General features: G+C 46.8%; 18 protein-coding genes and 1 pseudogene. 7 read left to right on the forward strand and 12 right to left on the reverse strand.

Features of this window, described 5'->3' with window-relative positions:
• Positions 1-2: 2 nt before the first annotated feature.
• From CBX96_RS14890 to CBX96_RS14905, 4 genes are all read right to left on the reverse strand, one after another.
• Complete coding sequence (locus CBX96_RS14890) at positions 3-296, reverse strand: DUF3630 family protein (RefSeq protein WP_109287235.1); 294 nt, start codon at positions 294-296, stop codon at positions 3-5.
• A gap of 11 nt (positions 297-307) precedes the next feature.
• Positions 308-1,762, reverse strand: coding sequence for a YdiU family protein (locus CBX96_RS14895; RefSeq protein WP_109287236.1), 1,455 nt, complete (start codon positions 1,760-1,762; stop codon positions 308-310).
• A gap of 11 nt (positions 1,763-1,773) precedes the next feature.
• Positions 1,774-2,124 (reverse strand): hypothetical protein, encoded by a 351-nt coding sequence (locus CBX96_RS14900; RefSeq protein ID WP_109287237.1) that lies wholly within the window; start codon positions 2,122-2,124, stop codon positions 1,774-1,776.
• A 177-nt stretch (positions 2,125-2,301) separates the two neighbouring features.
• On the reverse strand, positions 2,302-3,219 hold the full coding sequence (locus tag CBX96_RS14905; RefSeq protein ID WP_109287238.1) for a hypothetical protein: 918 nt from the start codon (positions 3,217-3,219) through the stop codon (positions 2,302-2,304).
• Positions 3,220-3,470: 251 nt separating this feature from the next.
• On the opposite strand from CBX96_RS14905, the gene CBX96_RS14910 reads away from it, so the two are divergent.
• From CBX96_RS14910 to CBX96_RS14925, 4 genes are all read left to right on the forward strand, one after another.
• Positions 3,471-3,830 (forward strand): DsrE/DsrF/TusD sulfur relay family protein, encoded by a 360-nt coding sequence (locus CBX96_RS14910; RefSeq protein WP_011624373.1) that lies wholly within the window; start codon positions 3,471-3,473, stop codon positions 3,828-3,830.
• Between the two features lie 104 nt (positions 3,831-3,934).
• Entirely contained in the window at positions 3,935-4,336 is a 402-nt protein-coding gene (locus CBX96_RS14915; RefSeq protein WP_109287239.1) for a nitrous oxide-stimulated promoter family protein, read from the forward strand.
• Between the two features lie 55 nt (positions 4,337-4,391).
• A complete protein-coding gene (locus tag CBX96_RS14920; RefSeq protein ID WP_109287240.1) occupies positions 4,392-5,324 on the forward strand; it encodes a hypothetical protein in 933 nt (310 codons plus the stop codon).
• 138 nt (positions 5,325-5,462) lie between these two features.
• Positions 5,463-6,044: a lipid-binding SYLF domain-containing protein gene (locus CBX96_RS14925; RefSeq protein ID WP_109287241.1), complete on the forward strand. Its 582-nt coding sequence runs from the start codon at positions 5,463-5,465 to the stop codon at positions 6,042-6,044.
• Between the two features lie 124 nt (positions 6,045-6,168).
• Here the strand turns inward: CBX96_RS14925 and CBX96_RS14930 are convergent, their stop codons facing one another.
• The 6 genes from CBX96_RS14930 to CBX96_RS14955 form a co-directional block, all read right to left on the reverse strand.
• On the reverse strand, positions 6,169-7,170 hold the full coding sequence (locus CBX96_RS14930; RefSeq protein ID WP_109287242.1) for a siderophore ABC transporter substrate-binding protein: 1,002 nt from the start codon (positions 7,168-7,170) through the stop codon (positions 6,169-6,171).
• On the reverse strand, positions 7,167-7,949 hold the full coding sequence (locus CBX96_RS14935; RefSeq protein WP_109287243.1) for an ABC transporter ATP-binding protein: 783 nt from the start codon (positions 7,947-7,949) through the stop codon (positions 7,167-7,169). The genes CBX96_RS14930 and CBX96_RS14935 overlap by 4 nt, the downstream gene beginning before the upstream one ends.
• Entirely contained in the window at positions 7,946-8,896 is a 951-nt protein-coding gene (locus CBX96_RS14940; RefSeq protein ID WP_109287244.1) for an iron chelate uptake ABC transporter family permease subunit, read from the reverse strand. Before CBX96_RS14940 ends, CBX96_RS14935 begins: the two co-directional genes overlap by 4 nt.
• Positions 8,893-9,834 carry an ABC transporter permease gene (locus CBX96_RS14945; protein ID WP_109287245.1) on the reverse strand — a complete coding sequence of 314 codons (942 nt, stop codon included), beginning with the start codon at positions 9,832-9,834 and terminating at the stop codon, positions 8,893-8,895. The genes CBX96_RS14940 and CBX96_RS14945 overlap by 4 nt, the downstream gene beginning before the upstream one ends.
• A gap of 72 nt (positions 9,835-9,906) precedes the next feature.
• Positions 9,907-10,617 carry a TetR/AcrR family transcriptional regulator gene (locus tag CBX96_RS14950; RefSeq protein ID WP_109287246.1) on the reverse strand — a complete coding sequence of 237 codons (711 nt, stop codon included), beginning with the start codon at positions 10,615-10,617 and terminating at the stop codon, positions 9,907-9,909.
• Between the two features lie 92 nt (positions 10,618-10,709).
• Positions 10,710-12,827 (reverse strand): TonB-dependent receptor, encoded by a 2,118-nt coding sequence (locus CBX96_RS14955; protein WP_109287247.1) that lies wholly within the window; start codon positions 12,825-12,827, stop codon positions 10,710-10,712.
• A gap of 319 nt (positions 12,828-13,146) precedes the next feature.
• On the opposite strand from CBX96_RS14955, the gene CBX96_RS14960 reads away from it, so the two are divergent.
• The 3 genes and pseudogenes from CBX96_RS14960 to CBX96_RS14970 all read left to right on the forward strand — a co-directional run bounded on the left by CBX96_RS14960 (position 13,147) and on the right by CBX96_RS14970 (position 17,200).
• Positions 13,147-14,748 (forward strand): ABC transporter ATP-binding protein, encoded by a 1,602-nt coding sequence (locus CBX96_RS14960; protein ID WP_109287248.1) that lies wholly within the window; start codon positions 13,147-13,149, stop codon positions 14,746-14,748.
• Entirely contained in the window at positions 14,745-16,304 is a 1,560-nt protein-coding gene (locus tag CBX96_RS14965) for an ABC transporter ATP-binding protein (protein ID WP_109287249.1), read from the forward strand. The genes CBX96_RS14960 and CBX96_RS14965 overlap by 4 nt, the downstream gene beginning before the upstream one ends.
• 138 nt (positions 16,305-16,442) lie before the next feature.
• Positions 16,443-17,200 (forward strand): annotated as a pseudogene (locus CBX96_RS14970) (IS5 family transposase).
• A 166-nt stretch (positions 17,201-17,366) separates the two neighbouring features.
• Here CBX96_RS14970 and CBX96_RS14975 read toward each other — a convergent pair.
• Together CBX96_RS14975 and CBX96_RS14980 are read right to left on the reverse strand one after the other, a co-directional pair.
• Positions 17,367-17,969: a hypothetical protein gene (locus CBX96_RS14975; RefSeq protein WP_109287250.1), complete on the reverse strand. Its 603-nt coding sequence runs from the start codon at positions 17,967-17,969 to the stop codon at positions 17,367-17,369.
• Between the two features lie 88 nt (positions 17,970-18,057).
• Complete coding sequence (locus CBX96_RS14980; protein WP_109287251.1) at positions 18,058-19,095, reverse strand: acyltransferase; 1,038 nt, start codon at positions 19,093-19,095, stop codon at positions 18,058-18,060.

Genomic DNA, 19,095 nt, shown 5'->3' on the forward strand with positions numbered 1-19,095 from the left:
TCTCATATATAGGACTTTAACAGTGTGGCAAGGTATTCCAATACCTCAAAATCAGCCTCACGCTCCACACTCAGCCAACAGATATTGCCGTAAAACTCATAATTGAGCCAAAGCGAGGTGCCCTCAAACTCCAATAACCATTGATGGCGATCCGCGCCCCATTGGCGCTCGCGCACTCGGCAATCTAAGGCGTGGGCTAATGGTTCGGCAAAGGCCTCGAAATGATCAAAATCGATATCGCCGCTCACACTTAAGCTTAACGCGGCTCTATCTAACTGAATGGCTTCTAATTGCATTTTTACTTCCATCAACTGCTGCACGACATAATCAGCCCTTGTCCCCAATCGGGTGGACGCTTGGCCAGATCTTCGTGCTCAACTTGTTCGGCGAACGGCTGGCGCAATACTTGGTGTAGACGCTCTAGCGGCGCCAGATTGCCCTCCTCCACGGCAATAATGGCCTCCTGAGCCAAATAATTGCGTAGGATGTATTTGGGATTAACGCTATTACACGCCTGCTGCCAGGCCTCAACGTCGGTAACTTTACCCAACCGCGCCTGATATGCCTGATACCAAGCATCAAATTCATTAAGGTCGATAAAATCATCCCGTAGCGAAGAGTGCGCACTACTCGGGTCAAGCTGACCGAAGCGGCGCCAGGTGTTGCTGTAATCCAGCTGATTTTTCTCCATCAGCACGGTAAAGCGGCCAATCAGTTCTAAGTCCTGCTGATCCTGCTCGGCAGTCGAATCCGCTCGCTCAGCCAGCCCTAACTTAGTGCGCATCAGCATCAAATAATGCTGCACTAGCGCATGTTGATATTGATTCAAGGAGGCAATTAAATCATCGGACGGGATCACTGGTGTCAACGCCTGCGCTAAACGTTGCAGGTTCCACAGGCCAATGCCGGGCTGCTGACCAAAGGCGTAACGCCCTTCTGGGTCGGAATGATTGCAAATAAAGTCTTCTTGGAAGGTATCGAGGAAGGCAAACGGGCCAAAATCGAAACTGTCCCCCAGAATCGACATATTGTCGGTATTCATCACCCCATGGGCAAAGCCGATAGCCTGCCAATGGGCGATGAGCTTAGCGGTATCTTGCACTACCTGCAAAAACCACGCTTTATAGCCCGCCAGATCGCAGCTCAAATGCGGATAATGCTGCTTCAAGGTAAAGTTGAGTAACTGCGTGAGCTTATCGGCTTGACCACGCTCGCTATGGCAGAAAAATTCGAAATGACCGAAACGGATATGGCTACGTGCCAAACGTACGGTAATGGCTGCGGTTTCTTGGCTCTCACGCCAGACGGGCATATCAGAGCCGATCACCGCCAAGGCTCGGGTCGTCGGCACGCCTAAATGATGCAGCGCTTCGGAGACAAGAAACTCCCGCACCGCTGAGCGCATTACGGCTCTACCATCGCCATGGCGAGAATAAGGTGTCGGCCCGCCGCCTTTGAGTGCCACATCCCATGCACCTTGGGGGCCTAATACCTCACCCAAAATAATCGAGCGACCATCACCTAATCTGGGCGTGTAACCACCAAACTGATGGCCACTGTACACCTGCGCATAATAACTTGCGCCCTCAATGGCCTCGTTACCCGATAATCCCTGCAATAAGGCATTAGTAGGCTGCTGTAAGTCGATTAATTTGGCGGCATCCTCACTCCACGCCAGCCAATGGGGATTGCTTATCCCCAGCGGATAAACTTGAGAGTAAAACTCAGGCAATTGGGTAAAAAAATCCTGTTTGAACTTCATCAATGCTTTCCCTATTGAACGAGCTGCTTACATACGAGTACGGACTTGTCGTTAAGCTCACACTGTTGGCCGCATTGATAGACGCCGGCGCCGCTGGCCTCGAAGCCACTGACACCCGATCCGGTTAAGCGTTGTAATCCTTGGGCTTTGCGCTGGCACTGCTCGAGAGTGTCGTAATAACCATTGATATCATCGGTTTGTAATGGCGTCGTTGGCAGTGAGGTCGCCGCAGGATAATAAAATAGCGTCCATTCGGGGGTTTTAGTGCAGCCACTCAACCCAAGGCTGAGGCTGGCAAATAAGATGGCCAAGGATAATTTCATTTTGCCGATTCGGTTAAAACAGCTCGCAACATACTTCATAAAAATAGCCCATAAAAAAAGCGAACCTTAGTTCGCCTTTTGCGCGGTAAGTATCAGGATTCTACACGGCTTTACCCGGTTAAATAACCGCTTTTCGGCTAAGGGTATCTCAAGTGCATTGTTAATCGCGTTTGAGCACCAAAGCCTGAGTTCTATTCTCGCGGTCAGACAACGACCTTAGGCCGTCGCCGCTTTCGTCTGCGCCTTCTCGATACGGCTAATTCGTCCTTCAAACCCCGTCACAGTGCCATCGGTTAAACCAAGTTTGATCGCCTCTTGGCAGAGTGCAATCGCTTTATCAAAGTCTTGGGTATCGTTTAGCAAAGTCGCGAGCTGCATAAAACCTGGGGTTTTAAGCTCAAGCTCTTTGGGCTTTTCGGTATTCGCACTGTGGAATAACGCAAGATACAGCCCATGTAGCGCTGCGCCATAGGCTAAATATTCCGTCGATTTGCGCTGCTTGTAGCACTCTGCAATCACGTTTTGTAAGGCGTTATAGCGAGCCAAGGCAGTCTCTGCACCTTGGTATTCTTCTACCGCGCGCGCTAGAGTCACATTCGCCCATGAACCAAGTGCAGCAAGCGACTCGTCTTTCGCCAAACGATTGCTCGCCACCTCTGGTGAACTCTCAGCGCTCTCTTTAGCCTTAACGGGCGTATCGACAGTTTCCGACTCTTTTTTGACCTCACTCGCATGGGTGACCAAAGTGTCATCCTCAGGGATTGCAGAGTCTTTATTGACATCCGCAGCATGAGTATCGGCAAGGATAATCACATTCTCGTCATGGGTTGCTGCGGGGATTTCAACGTCGATAATATCTTCGCTCAGCTCAACGCGGCTCGCCGGCTCAACGTCCCTTGGCATTAATTCAACCTCGGGCGCTTTGGCCGCAGCAGCGGCTTCTGACTCGTTCGTCGCAGAAGGAGCAAGGTCAGGCGTAGGTTCAGCCTCATCGGGCGAAGCGCTTGTATCCCTTGTCTTTTCGGTTGATTTCTTCGCCATCATTGCCTCTTGTTCTTCCTTCGCCAAGCGCTGGGCACGACGAAATAAAAACACTCCGATAGCGATCAGTATAAAAACGACAACGACCTTCATTCTTCTTCACCTTTAATGGCTGCTTCCCATCAGAAGCAATTGCAGTTGGCTTGCCAGGACGACTCAAGGGCCTGAAGCTGGCAAGGGATTCTGTCCAAAAGTTGAGCAGAGATTAACCGCTATTAAAGTCCATAGTGTCTGTGTAAATCAAGTATTTATGCCGTTTTATCCGATCTTGCACGCAAATCGATAGGCGCAATTCGGCTAGACTGTTAGGGTTTATGACCATTTGCAAAATTAAGGAAAGCCTAATGCAAAACATTCTGATCGTTGCCCACGCCAGCCCCTATGGCACAGAAAAACTCTTCAATAGCCTGCGTATCGCTTTGGCACTGAAGGACCAAACAGAGCAACAAGTTGATTTGAAAATCTTTTTAATGTCAGATGCGGTGTTTGGCGCCCTTAAGCATCAAACGACTCCAGACCTCAGTTACAACCTACAACAGATGTTTGAGATCCTAAGCGCTCAGCAAGTCCCTATTTTACTCTGTAAAACCTGCGCCCAAGCGCGGGGCGTTAACCCCGAAATGCTGCTCGAAGGCGCACAAATAGGCACTCTGCAGGATCTCACCCGCTGGACGCTGGCCGCCGATAAGGTGATGCATATTTAAAGTCTCATTTTGTGCGCATCTTCATAAATTGACACTTCAGTTTTGAACAAGCCCGCGCCGCTGCTTATGATGGGATTATCCGAGTGACAGACTAAGGTATTCCCATGGACTCAGCGGCCCTACTTACAGGTAAACTGCGCTACGAGCATGAAACCATTAGCGCAATGACGAAGATCTATTGCAAAACTAAGCACCAAGGCCAAACGGCATCCGGCCTGTGTGAAGAATGTTTAGCGCTGCTAGAATATGCCGCCGTTCGCCTCGATCGCTGCCCCTACGGACAAGATAAACCCACCTGCAATAAATGCCCTGTGCACTGCTATAAACCAGCACAAAAGGCGCAGGTCAAAGAGATCATGATTTTCGCCGGCCCACGAATGCTGTTACCGCATCCCATTCGCGCAATCAAACACTTACTGGCGGAGCGTCAGCCGGTTCCCGCATCTGTGCCAGAGGCGGCCTCTAATCGTCATCAACGCATCGCAATTTCACAGAAAAACCTTTAGTAACACTTTTGCGCCTCGAAATTCCCTGTTATAACAGGGCGTCGAGGTGTTAAAAATGAACGAGTTTAATACGTTTTTTGCTCAAGCCTATTGGTGGTTATCCCTTTTTGGTGGCTTACATTGCCTCGCGTTAGCTATTTATATTCGCTACTTCTACCACTCCAACAATAATCAAAGACTGCTCGCGGGTTTCTTAAGCCTTGTTGGCCTGTATTTCCTGACGGGCATGCTCAACCGAGATAACACCCCCATCCCAATCCATGTGTTATTTAACCTGATCACCCCGATTTATTTTTTACTCATGCCGCTGCTCTACCTCTACTGCAAACGCAGCCTAGAGCAAAGCACTGAGCCTGTGGGATTCTCACGGCATTATTGGCTAGCATTGATCACACTGTTTCTCGCCATGCTGGATATAGTCGTACGGCTAAACTTGCACAAAAATGCCCTTTGGTTTCAGGCAGAATTTTTTAAGCATCGCCAAGATATCGACCTCAGCCACTGGAGCCTTGCCTTGCCTCTGTTGCTGTTTATCCAAACGGCGATCTATTTTTTTGCACTCTGGCGACTGTTCCAACGACATAAGCTTCGCCAACAACAGCGTAACGAGGCACCGCAGCAAACCTTAAAGCTGATCCGTTTTCGCTGGTTGTTCGGCCTGACCTTGGCCATGCTATTTAACTGGCTGTTAAGGGTATTTGTGGTGGTGCTTCCCTTTTATCTTGGAGATTCGCTCTCGACCCTATCCCATGCGCTGCCACGCTTAAGCCTGCTGCTAAGCTTTTACCTACTGGCGGCATACGGCCTGAAGCAAATCACCCGCACCGCCTATCTCAAGGGACATATGTCAGCCCCTCAGCCAAAGGCGGAGCCTCAGGCGGGAGAAATACTCACTCCTGAAGAATTTGAATTTATTCAACAACTACAGCAGGAATCGAATGAAGGCTCTGAAAAAATCACCAATACGCCCTCTCGCTCGAAGAACTAATTCACCCTAAAGCACTCAAAACTGGCACACTGTCACCCAGCAAAAACTGAACCCCAGCTGACATGAACTCAGCTTTAGGCTGTCATTTGTTAAAACAAAGGGTAGTCTGATGGAACCGAAGCATTAAGGAGGAACGCCATGAAATCATTTTTATCCCTTATCGTCGCATCAACCTGTCTGATTGCCAGCTTTATGGCACCCGCAGCTCAGGCCGACGATAGCTACACCGAGGCTTTAAATAATTTTCACCAAGCAAAGGAAACGCGCAAATTTTTTGATACCGCCTATGGTTATGCCCTTTTCCCCACTGTCGGTAAAGGCGGAATAGGTATTGGTGCAGCCTACGGTAAAGGTCGCGTCTTTCAAGCGGGTCAATATATGGGAGACTCTAGCCTGACCCAGCTCTCCATTGGTTTTCAGCTAGGCGGACAAGCCTATAGCGAAATCATCTTCTTCAAAGATGCCAAATCCTACAACGAGTTCACCAGTGGCAGTTTTGAGTTCGATGCACAGGCCTCGGCCGTTGCGATTAACATGGGCGCAAATGCGAAAGCGGGCACCACAGGTAACTCGGCAGGCGCTGGCCAAGCGGGTGGTAATCAATCGGCAACTGCCGCCTATATCAATGGTATGGCGGTATTTACCGTGGCCAAGGGTGGATTAATGTTTGAGGCAGCGCTAGCAGGGCAATCCTTTACCTTCGAGCCTAAGGGCAACTAAGTAGTAAAAGTCAGTGACTGCAACGAATCAAACCAACTGGACAATAAGTACTACTCGTCCAGTTGGCTTGTGTTGAACGATTTTATGAGACCAACCGATATAGCTATAAAATCTTTTGATGAAACTAGCTGGAATACCCTTTCAAAACATCATCAATCATGATGTTAAGGGATGTTATGCCTGCCCCAGTTATATACCAAGCCTCGGGATCCACAAAAATAATGTTCCCCGTCTTCCAAGCGTTAGTTTCTCGCAAAAGAGGATTATCAATAGATTGTTTATCCAATACGGGGCTTCGCTCCATCACTGCGGTTCTGTCGACGACATAAATAATGTCGGGATTGTTTTCAAGAATAAACTCGCTTGTTACAGGTTGACCGTGCAATCCCATCTGCTCTGAAAGGCTGGCAGGTTTAACCCCTAGCGCACTGTAAATAAACCCATAGCGTGAACGAATACCTAAAAATCGAAAAGCACCATTATTATGCAGCACCACCAGGGCTTTTTCTGGCCTGTCCTTAATCACCATTCTGGCGGCTTGGATCTTAGTTTCCAGCTCATCCACTTTATGTTTTGCCAAGGTTTGCTTATCGAATAATTTCCCCAGCACTAACAAGTGCTGTTTGACTATATCAAAGTAATCGCTGTTGCTGTCTTGGTAATCAATATCCAAATGAATGGTTGGTGCCAAATTGGAAAGCGCTTGATAATGACTAGCTTGAACGGATGACATCAGCACTAGGTCGGGCTTAAGTGCATAAATACGTTCCATATTGGGTTGAACGATAGCGCCTAAATCAACGATATCACTATTGTTGCTGTAGTCTTTCAGGTAGTAAGGAACAAAATCCTTTGGCATACCTACAATCGGAACACCCAACTGTTCGAGATAGTCAACTTCATTCATATCTAAGGCGGCAACGCGTACTGGCCGTTTTGTAATAACAGTTGTGCCCAGCTTATGCTCTACCTCTATCGGGGCAAACTCCAACTCAACCGTTGAAGCCCGCGTATCCGATGATGCAAGTTGTACTGATTCGGTTTTATTGTCGCAGGCCAGCAAAAAAGCCGAGCTAAATAACAGAATCGCTATCACTTTAGTCCCACTTCTACATTTCGACGTCACTTGTATTCTCCTTGTAAGTTGAAGTTGAAATAGTTACATACAGTTCCTTGACTTGTTTTCAGCACTTCAAGATCCATTTCGTACAGTGCTTTTAACCTTTGTGCTGTAACGACCTCTTCAACGGGTCCAGCGCAATGCACAACGCCTTGCTTCATACCTACAATATAGTCGGAGTAGTTAGCCGCAAAATTGATATCGTGAACCACTAATACAACCGTTCGTTTGTAATCGTCACACAGATGGCGAAGTGCCCGCATGATGCTAACGGCATGTTTCATATCCAGATTGTTGAGCGGTTCATCTAACAATAAATAATCAGTTTGCTGCGCAATCGCCATTGCCAGAAAAGCCATTTGGCGTTGTCCGCCGCTAAGTTCATCAATAAATACATTGGCTAATGACTGTAAAGCTAAAAACGACAGAGCTTCATCAATGGCGCGATGATCTTCCTTTGTAAGTGCCCCTTGGCTATAGGGAAAACGACCAAATGCCACTAACTCCCTGACCGTGAGGCGTAAATTAAGGCTGTTAAACTGACGCATGGTTGCAACTTGCTTGGCATAATCCTTCAAGGGAATATTGTGGATAGCAGTACCTTTGAGTAATACCTCGCCCTGCTGGATATTCAGTAACCGACCAATCGACATCAGTAAGGTACTTTTGCCTGCACCATTAGGGCCGATAAGAGAAGTCATCTGATGTTCTGGAAATTGTGCTGTGACATTTTTTAGCACAGGTTTCGCGCCATAAGACTGATATAAGTTATTGACGGTTATCACACTGCGCTCCGAGGTTTAAGAATTAAGACAAAGAAATAGGCGCCACAAAATAGATTAATTAACAGCCCAACACTGGTTTGATAATTAAACAGATGCTCAACAAGCATTTGCGCGATCAGAAAAACCGAAATAGCAACGGCGCATCCTGTTATCAAGGTAAATGAGTGCGACGGATGCCTTGCCAGTGCATAGGCCATGTTCGCGACAAATATCCCCATAAAAGCAGTCGGTCCCACTAAACTGGTTGATATTGCGACCAATACCGCGATAAGACCCAATAGCAGGCGCACCACTTTTTGATAATCAATACCAAGAGAAATTGCCTGCTCTCGTCCCATCAGTAATACATCGAGCACAGCTCGCGATTTCCAAGCGACAATACACACGGCACCGACAAGCACTAAAGAAATAAGCAATTGCTCTGGTTGAGCACGGTTGAAAGACGCTAAGCTGTAGCTCTGGAAAATTGAAAATTCACCGGGACTGATAGAATATTGGATTAACTGAGTAAAACTGCCTAACACCACAGTGAGTACTAAGCCCACAAGCAGTAGGAAGAACACATCATGTCGATCTCCACTAAATAGCCAACGATGAATCGCTATTGAGTAAAGCAACATCACCACGACTGAGACAAAGAAATTGCTGTTAGCGGTGATCAGAATACTGCTGCCCGCCCCTAAGATAAGGATCAATAGTGCCTGCAAAATCAAGTAAACCCCTTCATACCCCATGATAGATGGCGTTAAAATGCGATTTCCGGCTAAGGTCTGAAACAGTATCGAGGAAAACGCAATACAGACACTACCAAGGCAAATAGTGCCCAAACGCACCAATCGATTCGGTATGACATAGTCAAAATCAAAGCCTGAGCCCATCAATAAAAATGTGACTGCCAACATTACAGGCAGCCCCCAGCTCACAAAACGCCATGCACTGTCTTTCATTTGATTTTCCAAACGATAACTAAAAATATGAGTCCACCTAAACAGCTTGCCGTTAGACCTATAGGAATTTCAAAGGGATACAAAACAAGCCGACCAAGCAAGTCACAGATAATCAGTAGTGTTGCGCCAGCAAAGGCGATAATAGGCAAGGTACGCTTTAAATTATCGCCGTAACGCATAGCGATAAGATTAGGAATAATCAAACCAATAAATGGAATGCTCCCGACAGTGATAACTGTGGTCGCAATGGTCAGGGAAACCAGCACTAACCCTAAGATAACTAGGTTGAAATAACTCAGGCCTAGTGTGGTAGCTAAGCCTTCGCCCATTCCTACAATGGTAAAGCGCTGTGCATAAAGGTAGGTCAGTATGACTACGGGAAGGATCAGATAGATGATTTCGTAGTTACCCTGCACGATTTTTGAAAAATCACCCAGCATCCATCCCTGCATACTCTGCATCATATTGTTTTGATAAGCATAAAGTTCCGCTATCGCACTGAGTACACTGCCAAACATAATCCCAATAATTGGAATGAGCACCGGACTCTTGTACCGAATACTACGAATAATCAGAATAAAGGCTAAGCTCGCAAGCAAGCAAAAAACCAAAGCCCCCAACATTCTGGCGGAGCCCCCCATACTCGGGGCATGAATGATTGAAATTAATATGCCTAGTTTGGCGGCATCAAGCCCGCCACAAGTAGCAGGTTCAACAAACTTGTTTTGCACAATCTGCTGCAAAATCACACCACAGACAGCGAGCCCTGCGCCTGAGCAAATCAAGGCAAAGAGCCGCGGTAGACGACTTGCAGATAACACCAACCAGACATCATCCGAGAACGTCAGCATCTGCGTCACAGAGGCATACTTTGCACCTAGCAGCAGTGAGGCGAAACAAAGCACAAAAAAGCACGTCAGTGCATAAACTACCTTCACAAACTGATACTTCCTATACGCAATAAATCTTGTACTAATCTGCAGCCGCTATGAAATGTTCATATCGATGCACTATGTTTGAACCTTATCGGATCCCCCTGCCTTTTGAGCATGGGTAACGGCAATACCCGCTAACACTAAGTCACGTTTTCGCTCCCACCATTTGCGGGCACCCACCTTCATGATGTCTACCATCGCATTTATCTGCTCAGCTTTATCAGGGAGCTTGGTGGCTTCATCTTCCCAAATTGCGATAATGCGCTCTTTACGTGTACGGCCATCTACCTCTGGTTTAGTGGTTGACCACCATCCCAAAAAGCACTCCCCCACCATGTCAACTAAGATATCAACGGAAAGCACAGCCTCATCGAGGGAGAAGCCTTTGCGTTGCAGCTTTTCGACCGACTCAGCAAAAGAACGTATACCCGATGACGGCGTAACACTGGCCTGATGGATAGATTCAGCGAGGCCTGGATGACGCTCATAGAGTGTCCAAATGGCATCGGTCAATATGATCAATTCGCTCCGCCAATCGGTGGCAGCTGGCGCTCGCCAGTCCAGCTCATTGATAGCAAGCTCAGCCGCAATGGAGATAACATCATTCCGACCTGCTACGTGATGGTAGAGGGAAGAATGATCGACCTTTAAATGCGTTGCTATAGCTGGGATGGTCGCTTGATCAACCCCAATCTCCAACGCAGCTCTGGCGATAGCCTCACGGGAAATACGGCTAGGTCTGCCACGCTGGCGTTTTTGAGTGGGTTGATCCGGTACTTGTGTCATATCGATAAGGTTTCCAAGGCAAAAAAGCCATTCTAACCGCTCTTGCTACCCGCTGCATGGCAATACCCAATACAGCGGGTAGAAGCGAGCCGCTAAAACTTCGCCCTAACACCTGCGCCTATTTCTCGTGGTTCAAGTAAATATGCATCAACGCCTCCAGTACTTCTGTCAGCCATTTTTGCCACAGGAGCACGTTCATCCAGTAAATTGCGCGCATAAACAAAGGCTTCAAAATATTGGTTGATTTGATAGGAAGAATTCAGGTTTACCGTAGTGTAAGACCCCACTCTTAACTCAGGCTCATTGGTATCCGTTGAAAAGTATCCATCCGTATGACGCACATCTCCGCTCACTTTAAAGGCGTCAGTGATCGCATAGTCAAACCCAAGATTGAACATATATCCTGGCGCTTTACTAAACTCGTTGCCGACAAACTCCTCGCCACGGTAGTCATTAAATTCACTTATCTCAGTTTCAAGTAAACCCAGCCCACCATATAAGCTAAAACTATCGGCAACGTTAAAGTTCCAATCTAATTCAATCCCATAGCTTTGCGCTTCATCAGCATTAATAATGACAGAACCAAAGGGTCGTCCATCTAGGTAGTCAGTAACTGAACGTTGTGAATCATTAAAGCGGGTGTAAAAGAGATTGCTATTTATGATCAAGCGTTGTTCAAGCAGATCGATACGGGTAAAAAGTTCATAGTTCCATGCCGACTCGGCATCGAATGTATAATATTCGCCGCCGCGGAAGTTGATTCCTGTACCACCAGGAATATTGCCTTCACTGATCATAGCGCCGATTAAGACGTTATCAGTCAGATCATAGGACAGGGCAACCTTAGGTAATAACGCCGTAAACGTCTCTTCATATTGATGGCGCACTCCTGGGATGTAGCTGGCAATACCATCGTGGCTAATTTCATCAGACTGATAACGGAGTGCGCTGGTGAATGCCCACTTGGGTGAGAAGCGCCATATGACTTCACCGTAGGGGGCAAAACTGGTATGTCTCAAGTCAGCGTCGGCATTACCAAATACGTTGTTCAACTTGTTATTCGTTTTATCATCCCAGTAGAAGATACCGGCAACCCAACTAAACTCTGAACTCTTGTCACCAAAGTTCAGCCTTATATCATTCGAAAAGTTTTCATTATCTCGTTTTGCAATCCCTTGATAAGGTGCCGCGAAGTGATAATCAAACTGCCCTTCTGAATACTGCAGTTGGTTATGCAACTTCATCCCATTGTCGAACACATATTCAAGATCAAAAATCCCGACATGATTACTGACTTCTTGATTGTCCTGAAAAATTGAACGATTTTCTAAGTCATCATAGGGTTCTGATACCACCTCGTTTCTGGGACGTTTAGCCTCAGTGGAGGAATAAGTCAGCATGGCAGAAAAGTTGCTGTATTTTTCGGGTTCCCATAGCAACTTCGCCCGTAGATTTTGGTTTTTAAACTCAAAATCCAAATCATGGGCTGTAAAATCTGGGTTAACGTAATCAACAAAGGTATCTCTAGCGCTGTAATCTGCGCTAATTCTTGCGGCAAAGTCATTACTTAGCGCACCGGACGCCATGACCGAAAAGCGCTTCTTATTCCGACTACCATAAAGTGCTTGCGCTGCAAATTCTGGCGTATAAGTGGGGTTATGGGTATGGATAACTACAGCGCCAGCAATACTGTTGGCTCCTTGACTGGTCGTTTGCGGACCACGGTAGACTTCAATAGACGACACATCCCACACGCCTGCGGCGCCTAAATCCAGTTCTGCGGGGCTCAGATATTTACCATCGACACTGATAGTTGCACCGGGCACAGGCTTAGATAAATAGGCATTACCTGCTGCTATAGGCCCTTTGGTATCCGTTCCGCGGATAATGGGCGCATCGGTATTTCCGGCATAAATTAAGTTTGGTGTACCGCCGAGAATTTCTGAAATCGTTGATTGGTCTGCATTTTTCCTCAACTGTTCTTCAGTAATGACCGTCACTGAGCTCGCCGTTTCCTTCAGCGTTCGCTCGATTTTCTGACCGTAAACTGTGATGACTTCAATGTTTCCCGCTGCATCTTGTTGCTTGGATTGTTTATCTGGAGCAGTTCCATTGTCAGCAATAGTTGAGCCTGAAATAGCGCTAAGCCCCAGCGCAAGAGAACCGATAACCCACTTTGATTGTGGGTAAAACTTACCAAATCGGGGCATGTTTAATAACTCCTTATACGAAAGATTTGTTGCCAATGAGAATAGTTATCAATTATATTATCGCCGTTCAAAACATTTATCAACACTATGTTGATAAATAAAAATGACCGCTTAATATGGTCGCCATCTCATGGCGGTTCAATTTTTATGAAACAAGGAATTTGGCTCGTGGATGTTCATTTGCCCATAAAATCTGGCACTCAGACTATTTTTTACTCTGCAATATCAAGACTTCATCGCTTCATTGGCCTTATGTTAATCACACTTTCCAGACCGAAGCCCAGCCTGCTCCACTTCGATTTTTTAGGTGAACATTAAAATGCAGCGACTTTTCAGTCCCACTTCAACATTAGCCTTCGCCCTACGTCCGGCGATTCCCGCACTCACTTTCGGAATGCTGCTAGCTGCAAGTGCTGGCGTGACGACACTAGGAGCACTCTGGTGCATGATTCAACTTATTGCTGGTCATCATTCGCTATGGTTAGCGGGGGTGCTCATATTTGGGGTCGTGTCAGCGCTGCTATCAGCTGGCGCATCTTGGGTTAACCACAATGCTGAGGCGCAATTTTCTGGAAGATTAAGGCGTCATGTTGCAGCGCATCTTGTCAGGCTGCCACCAAGTACTTTGGCAAAATATAAGGGCGAAAAGTTAAAGCGATTAATGGTCGATGACATAGCGTCATTGCATCATATGATCGCGCATTTACCCTCAGAATTAGCGACCTTTATCATTGTCCCTGCCATCACTATCGGTTTGCTGATCTTAAGCGCGTGCCTAGTGGCATTACTTGCCCTTATCCCAGGTCTAGTCGCAGCGCTTTTCTATTTGGTGGTGATCCCAAGGCTTGCTGCAAAACAGGGGGAAGCACGAGTCAATGTGATGGGAAATATCACTGCAGCAGTAGATGACTACGCCCGTGGTGCACCTGTATTTCGCATTTATGGCGCACAAACGGGTGCTATGGCCGATTACCAAAGGGCAACTAAGCATTTTATTGAGGATATTCTTAAGCGGGTAAGCAAGGTATCCACTTCAGTCGCTGTGGCCACATCACTACTGCAGGCTGTTTGCACTTTTGCGATTGCTTATGCCATTGGGCATGAATGGCCCCCAGAAAAGCTTGCTGCAGCCTTGTTCTTCAGTCTGGCCATTGTCACACCAGCCCTAAAGCTCGGGCATGGACTTGATTATCTTGCCACGGGCCGGGCTGCCGCTGAGCGACTAACGGATTTTCTTGAGCAATCGAGAGTTCCTGTTGGTAAAGGCAATATTGAGCTTAATACACCTATGCCGCTCACTCTCACCGATGTAGTGCCTTCACTGTCTACCAGCAGTAAAGCAGTGCCCATTAACTATCAATTTAGAGCTGGCAGAGTCTCGGTAGTTACAGGGATCAGTGGTGTTGGTAAATCCACATTACTGCGCTTATTAGCTGGCATGGAGCCGCTACATGCCGGAGACATTCGACTCGCTGGTATTGAACTCAATAAGTTGGATGAAGCCTCAATTAATCGCGCGATCATGCTATTACCGCAAAGTGCGGGACTACTAGCAAGCTCCATTGCTGATAATCTCGCACTCACCGCACCTAATGCCACGGATGACGATTACTTAGCAGCATTACACTGCGCGCAATTGGACAACCCCTTAACTACTCATGCAAGCACACTGTCTGGCGGTGAAATACAACGGGTTAATCTTGCTCGTGTGTTTCTTTCACCCGCTCGCGTGATATTGCTTGATGAACCCACATCGGCCCTAGACAGCGAAACGGCGTTTAACGTGTTCACCGCGCTACGCCATCATGCAAAAACAAACCATAAAACGATCGTGATGATCACCCATGACTTAACGCTTGCCGAGCTGGCGGATGACAAGCTCGCACTCAAGTATCATCACAGGGAAGGAGAAGGCCAATGATACATCGTCCCCAAGATTACGCAGCCATAAAGCACATAATACCTGTTGCCTGCGGTTGGGCTCTAGCGGCCATATTAGAAGCGGCATGCTACATTCAACTGGCTTTAGCCATTACTCAGCAACAATCACCGCAAAAAGTGCTATCGATTGCCGCGATAACCATACTCACCACTATACTGGCTTCGCGTTCTGGTTTTTGGGCCGCGGCGAGGCTGGCCAATGCACTCTACCGTGCATTAGGCTCGACCATGCAACAAGCTAAACTTTCTTGGTTTACACCGAGTGTCAGAACACTCCTCATAGAAACTGTCTCTCGGAGTATTCCTAGCTTTATGAGTATTCCGGCACATCAATTTCAGGTATTTATTCATGCACCGCTTATCCCGCTATGCATTGCCTTTGGCATAGGATTGATCGGTGGCCTGCCACTGGTACTGATGTTGGCTAGCTTGTTACTCGTGTCATTTGTGATTCAGAGTATGGCGCAACGAGCTCTTGCCCGCGCCGATATGGACCGAAACAACACTGAATTGGCAGCAGATCAGTCAACCCTTGAACTGATCGACCACCTTGAGTTACTGCGCACAGCAGCAGGATATCGCGGTGCAACAACACGGTTAGAGCAAAACTGGTTGGCACAAGAAACGGCACTTGAACGAACTAATCGCGTTGCAGCCATAGCGGCATTACTGTCGGCTATCGCCAGCTTTTTACCTATTGCAGGCATGGCACTCTATCTGGTGCTATCTGGCATAAACAATACGACAATGCTGCTCGCGGTCTTGATGTTGACCATGCGCGCAGCGGCGCCACTTGAGACGCTCGCGGTAGCGGCGATAGGCATTAATGATCAGATAGCAGCAATAAAACACTATCGACAAGCGACTAATGTACCCACGCTCAAAGAGCCAAGCCAAGCACAACAAAAGATACCAAACAATCATACGATCGAACTGAATAACGTAACATTTCCCCCTGCGGTGCAAAATATCAATGCCACTATCAAACTAGGTGAACGCGTGCTGATTGGCGGCCCGAGTGGTTCAGGAAAAACAACCTTACTTAAGCTATTGATGCGCTTTGATGATCCCACCCGAGGACTGATCACTTTGGGCAAGGTGCCACTCACATCAATCCCCGCTGCTGAACTTGCCCGCTTTTTCGCCTATGTGCCACAGGATCCACTTATCTTTACCGGCACCATTGCCAGTAATATTCGTATCGGTAACCCTGATGCCGACGATCAAGCCGTAGATAAAGCGGCACGCCAAGTGGCGCTAGATGAAGTATTAGACAGATCAGAACTGGGCATTTACCAAGAAGTCGGCTTACAAGGTGCAGGGTTATCGGGAGGGGAACGCCAAAGGCTTGCCTTAGCACGTGCGCTTATCAAAAATGCGCCAATTCTGATAATGGATGAGGCCACCTCGGCATTAGATAAAGAGACAGAAAAGCGCGTTGCTAAGATGATTTGCGAACAAAAATGCACGCTAATTTTGGTCTCCCACCACAATCAAACTATCTGGCAACCCACTAAGATAATAGACATGAGGTAATCAATAAAACCCCGGTATCTCTCTAAGACTGCGTTTTATCTAGAGGCTGTTGATCTTTGAGTGAAAAATAAACGGCATAGCAACAAGGTATAATGGTTTCGCCAAAAATCAAAAATACCACCGAGAACGGACGTTGCTATGCCAAGAACAATGTTAACAGATAAAGCCTGGGAAGCCCTAAAGCAAATACTTAAAGACACGGGGCGTGTTTACAATAAGTATGAGCACAGAAATACGCTTGAAGGCATTCTGTATCGGATGCGTACTGGAGTTCAATGGCGAGATCTGCCTGAAAAATTTGGCCGTTGGAATACCGTTTTTAGACGTTTTAACCTCTGGTCAAAAAAGGGGTACTTCAAAAACTGTTTCAAAGCATATCGTCTGAAAATGACCCTGAGTGGCTATTTATTGATGGAAGCATCGTGAAAGCGCATCAGGACAGCTGCGGGGCAGCAAGCGGTGCAGACGAAGCGATAGGAAAAAGCCGAGGTGGCAATTCTACAAAAATTCATCTTGCAGTTGATAGTGGTGGGCTGCCTGTTTATTTCGAAATCTCTGGTGGGCAAGTACATGATATCGCCCATGCGTAGAGTTTGATAGCAGAAGCCCCAAAATCAAGCAGTATCACTGCCGATAAGGGCTACGATAGTGATAGGTTACGAGCATTTATTGAAGCTCAAGGTTGCGCGGCCAATATTCCGAGGAAAGAGAACAGTAAAACTGGGAATGGCCATATGGACTGGTGCCTTTATAAGTACCGGCACTTGGTTGAAAACGCTTTTTTAAAGATTAAAAAATATCGGGCTATTGCGACTCGCTACGACAAACTGGCAAGAAACTATGCCAGTAATGTCGCGTTAGCCTTTGTCATGGTCTGGTTACCAATACATTGCTGAATACAATTTAAGCAAAGATCAACAGTCTCTAGTTTAGGGCGACGGAATTTGAATAGCGCAATAACACATGCTGTTCACTTGTGGTAAGTGTTAATATTTTAGTCACCTGATTTAATAGGAAATGGTATTTATCATTTAATAAATACCATTTCACTATCACTGACAATTACTTATGCCCCCACGGAGCGGGTAGCAAAGGCTGTGGCTGAGTTAGATCAAAATCCACTTTAAAATCGAGGTTTTCACGGGTGAGTTGATAGCTAAACATCGTTGGCGTTATCGCCATATGCCACACATTGGTGACTGACTGGGTCAGGCCATTTTGCATAAAGTTATCAATCGATGCCTGATCGATAGGGAATGACTGCTTTTGGCTGCTGCCGACACTCGCCGTATCGCCGCCATACATAGTCACTTTATCTTCCGTCCCGTCTTGATGGCGGTGATCATGCTTTAACCTTAAGCCTTGAGCCGTTTTTGTGATCACCCAAGTACGGGAGTGGTCATCACCCACATGGAACGGAATTTTTAGCTCAGTATCACTGCATTCGCGCACATGCATCACCAGTGCTTTATCACGAAAAGCCGCATCGGCGCTGTCCGTTGACACCACTTTGCCCGCAAATGCTTTACCACAATGGGATGCTAATTGATTGAAGAAAGTCTCTTGCTCTATGGCAAGTGCAGGTTCGGTAGCCGCATTGGCAAATACCGGCGTCGCCATCATAAGGCCGACGATGCCAAGGCGTGGTAGGGTGATAGTTTTCATTATGTTTTCCATGGAAAATTCGATGAAAAACACGCTAACACAGGGGAATAAATTTAAACTTAATTCCCCTGTGTTAGCTCGCTTGGCGTTACCAACCGATATACAGACGTGAACGGTTGCCTAAGCGTTTTTTGATAAAGCGTGCCGTGATAATACTGCCCACCATCAGGAAGATAAAAATCCCTGCCGAGAACAGGATACTGGTGACCCAAGACCCCGGTGGTAAGCGATAACGGAACACTGTGGCGACTGTATTAAACAACATGTCGAATAACGGATGGATGAAGAAAATCGCAAAGCTCATCTCAGCGGTTTCGACTAGCCAAGGGATGCGACTACGCTTCGACAACCAATCACAGAAGTTAAGCACTAACACACACAGACTTAGCTTTTGGATAAACTGCCAGTCGATGCCGTTATATTCAAACGGCGCCTTATGGTAGTTGCCAATGTGCTGCACTATGTAGCTTTGCTCGACCAGACTCACAATCAGAAAGATCACCGCTAACGCACTGAAAATTGAGCCATAGCGCGTCACAATATGTTCATCTTGGGAATATAAAATACCAATCAAATAGAAAGGCATAAAATACACCACTGAGTGGATAAAGTTGACGTTACCTATGGGTCTGTGGAGCAGAATTGCCACCACACAACTCAGCACGAATAGGGTCCAACGCATCTGCTGCGAGCAGCGGATAAACCACAAAAACACTGGCGAGAATAAAAACACCGCCATGATAAACGGGATATACCAGTGCGGATACAGGATGTAGCCATTACGCACGGTATAAAAAATACTGAGCAACACCTGTTCAAGCGGTTGATGCTCTAGGAAAAACCAACGTAAACTTAAGCAGAACAAGCCAATAACAGAAACGAATAAAAAGGGATAAAGTACGTTTTGTACCTTATTCTTCATAAATTTGCCGTAATCGAAGTCTTTATAAAAAATCCGATGGAAAAAATAACCAGAGATAAACACGAACAATGCCGTGCCACCCCTGAGTAAATTTTCTAGCAGTAACGGAAACCCTTCCCCAGAGTTATAAATACTGTGGCCAAGCACGATAAAAATAATCGCGATGCCGCGCATGTAGGTAAATTCGAGCTGATTTTTTCTCAT

The sequence above is a fragment of the Shewanella sp. BC20 genome (assembly GCF_003129585.1).
GTDB classification, from domain to species: domain Bacteria; phylum Pseudomonadota; class Gammaproteobacteria; order Enterobacterales; family Shewanellaceae; genus Shewanella; species Shewanella seohaensis.

What these genes read in the sequence shown, in the direction of transcription:
- CBX96_RS14905 (WP_109287238.1), bottom strand. Translation starts at nt 3,219, where the DNA reads ATGAAGGTCGTTGTCGTTTTTATACTGATCGCTATCGGAGTGTTTTTA.
- CBX96_RS14915 (WP_109287239.1), top strand. Translation starts at nt 3,935, where the DNA reads ATGGACTCAGCGGCCCTACTTACAGGTAAACTGCGCTACGAGCATGAA.
- CBX96_RS14925 (WP_109287241.1), top strand. Translation starts at nt 5,463, where the DNA reads ATGAAATCATTTTTATCCCTTATCGTCGCATCAACCTGTCTGATTGCC.
- CBX96_RS14910 (WP_011624373.1), top strand. Translation starts at nt 3,471, where the DNA reads ATGCAAAACATTCTGATCGTTGCCCACGCCAGCCCCTATGGCACAGAA.
- CBX96_RS14950 (WP_109287246.1), bottom strand. Translation starts at nt 10,617, where the DNA reads ATGACACAAGTACCGGATCAACCCACTCAAAAACGCCAGCGTGGCAGA.
- CBX96_RS14920 (WP_109287240.1), top strand. Translation starts at nt 4,392, where the DNA reads ATGAACGAGTTTAATACGTTTTTTGCTCAAGCCTATTGGTGGTTATCC.
- CBX96_RS14975 (WP_109287250.1), bottom strand. Translation starts at nt 17,969, where the DNA reads ATGAAAACTATCACCCTACCACGCCTTGGCATCGTCGGCCTTATGATG.
- CBX96_RS14890 (WP_109287235.1), bottom strand. Translation starts at nt 296, where the DNA reads ATGCAATTAGAAGCCATTCAGTTAGATAGAGCCGCGTTAAGCTTAAGT.
- CBX96_RS14980 (WP_109287251.1), bottom strand. Translation starts at nt 19,095, where the DNA reads ATGAGAAAAAATCAGCTCGAATTTACCTACATGCGCGGCATCGCGATT.
- CBX96_RS14960 (WP_109287248.1), top strand. Translation starts at nt 13,147, where the DNA reads ATGCAGCGACTTTTCAGTCCCACTTCAACATTAGCCTTCGCCCTACGT.
- CBX96_RS14965 (WP_109287249.1), top strand. Translation starts at nt 14,745, where the DNA reads ATGATACATCGTCCCCAAGATTACGCAGCCATAAAGCACATAATACCT.
- CBX96_RS14940 (WP_109287244.1), bottom strand. Translation starts at nt 8,896, where the DNA reads ATGAAAGACAGTGCATGGCGTTTTGTGAGCTGGGGGCTGCCTGTAATG.
- CBX96_RS14895 (WP_109287236.1), bottom strand. Translation starts at nt 1,762, where the DNA reads ATGAAGTTCAAACAGGATTTTTTTACCCAATTGCCTGAGTTTTACTCT.
- CBX96_RS14955 (WP_109287247.1), bottom strand. Translation starts at nt 12,827, where the DNA reads ATGCCCCGATTTGGTAAGTTTTACCCACAATCAAAGTGGGTTATCGGT.
- CBX96_RS14900 (WP_109287237.1), bottom strand. Translation starts at nt 2,124, where the DNA reads ATGAAGTATGTTGCGAGCTGTTTTAACCGAATCGGCAAAATGAAATTA.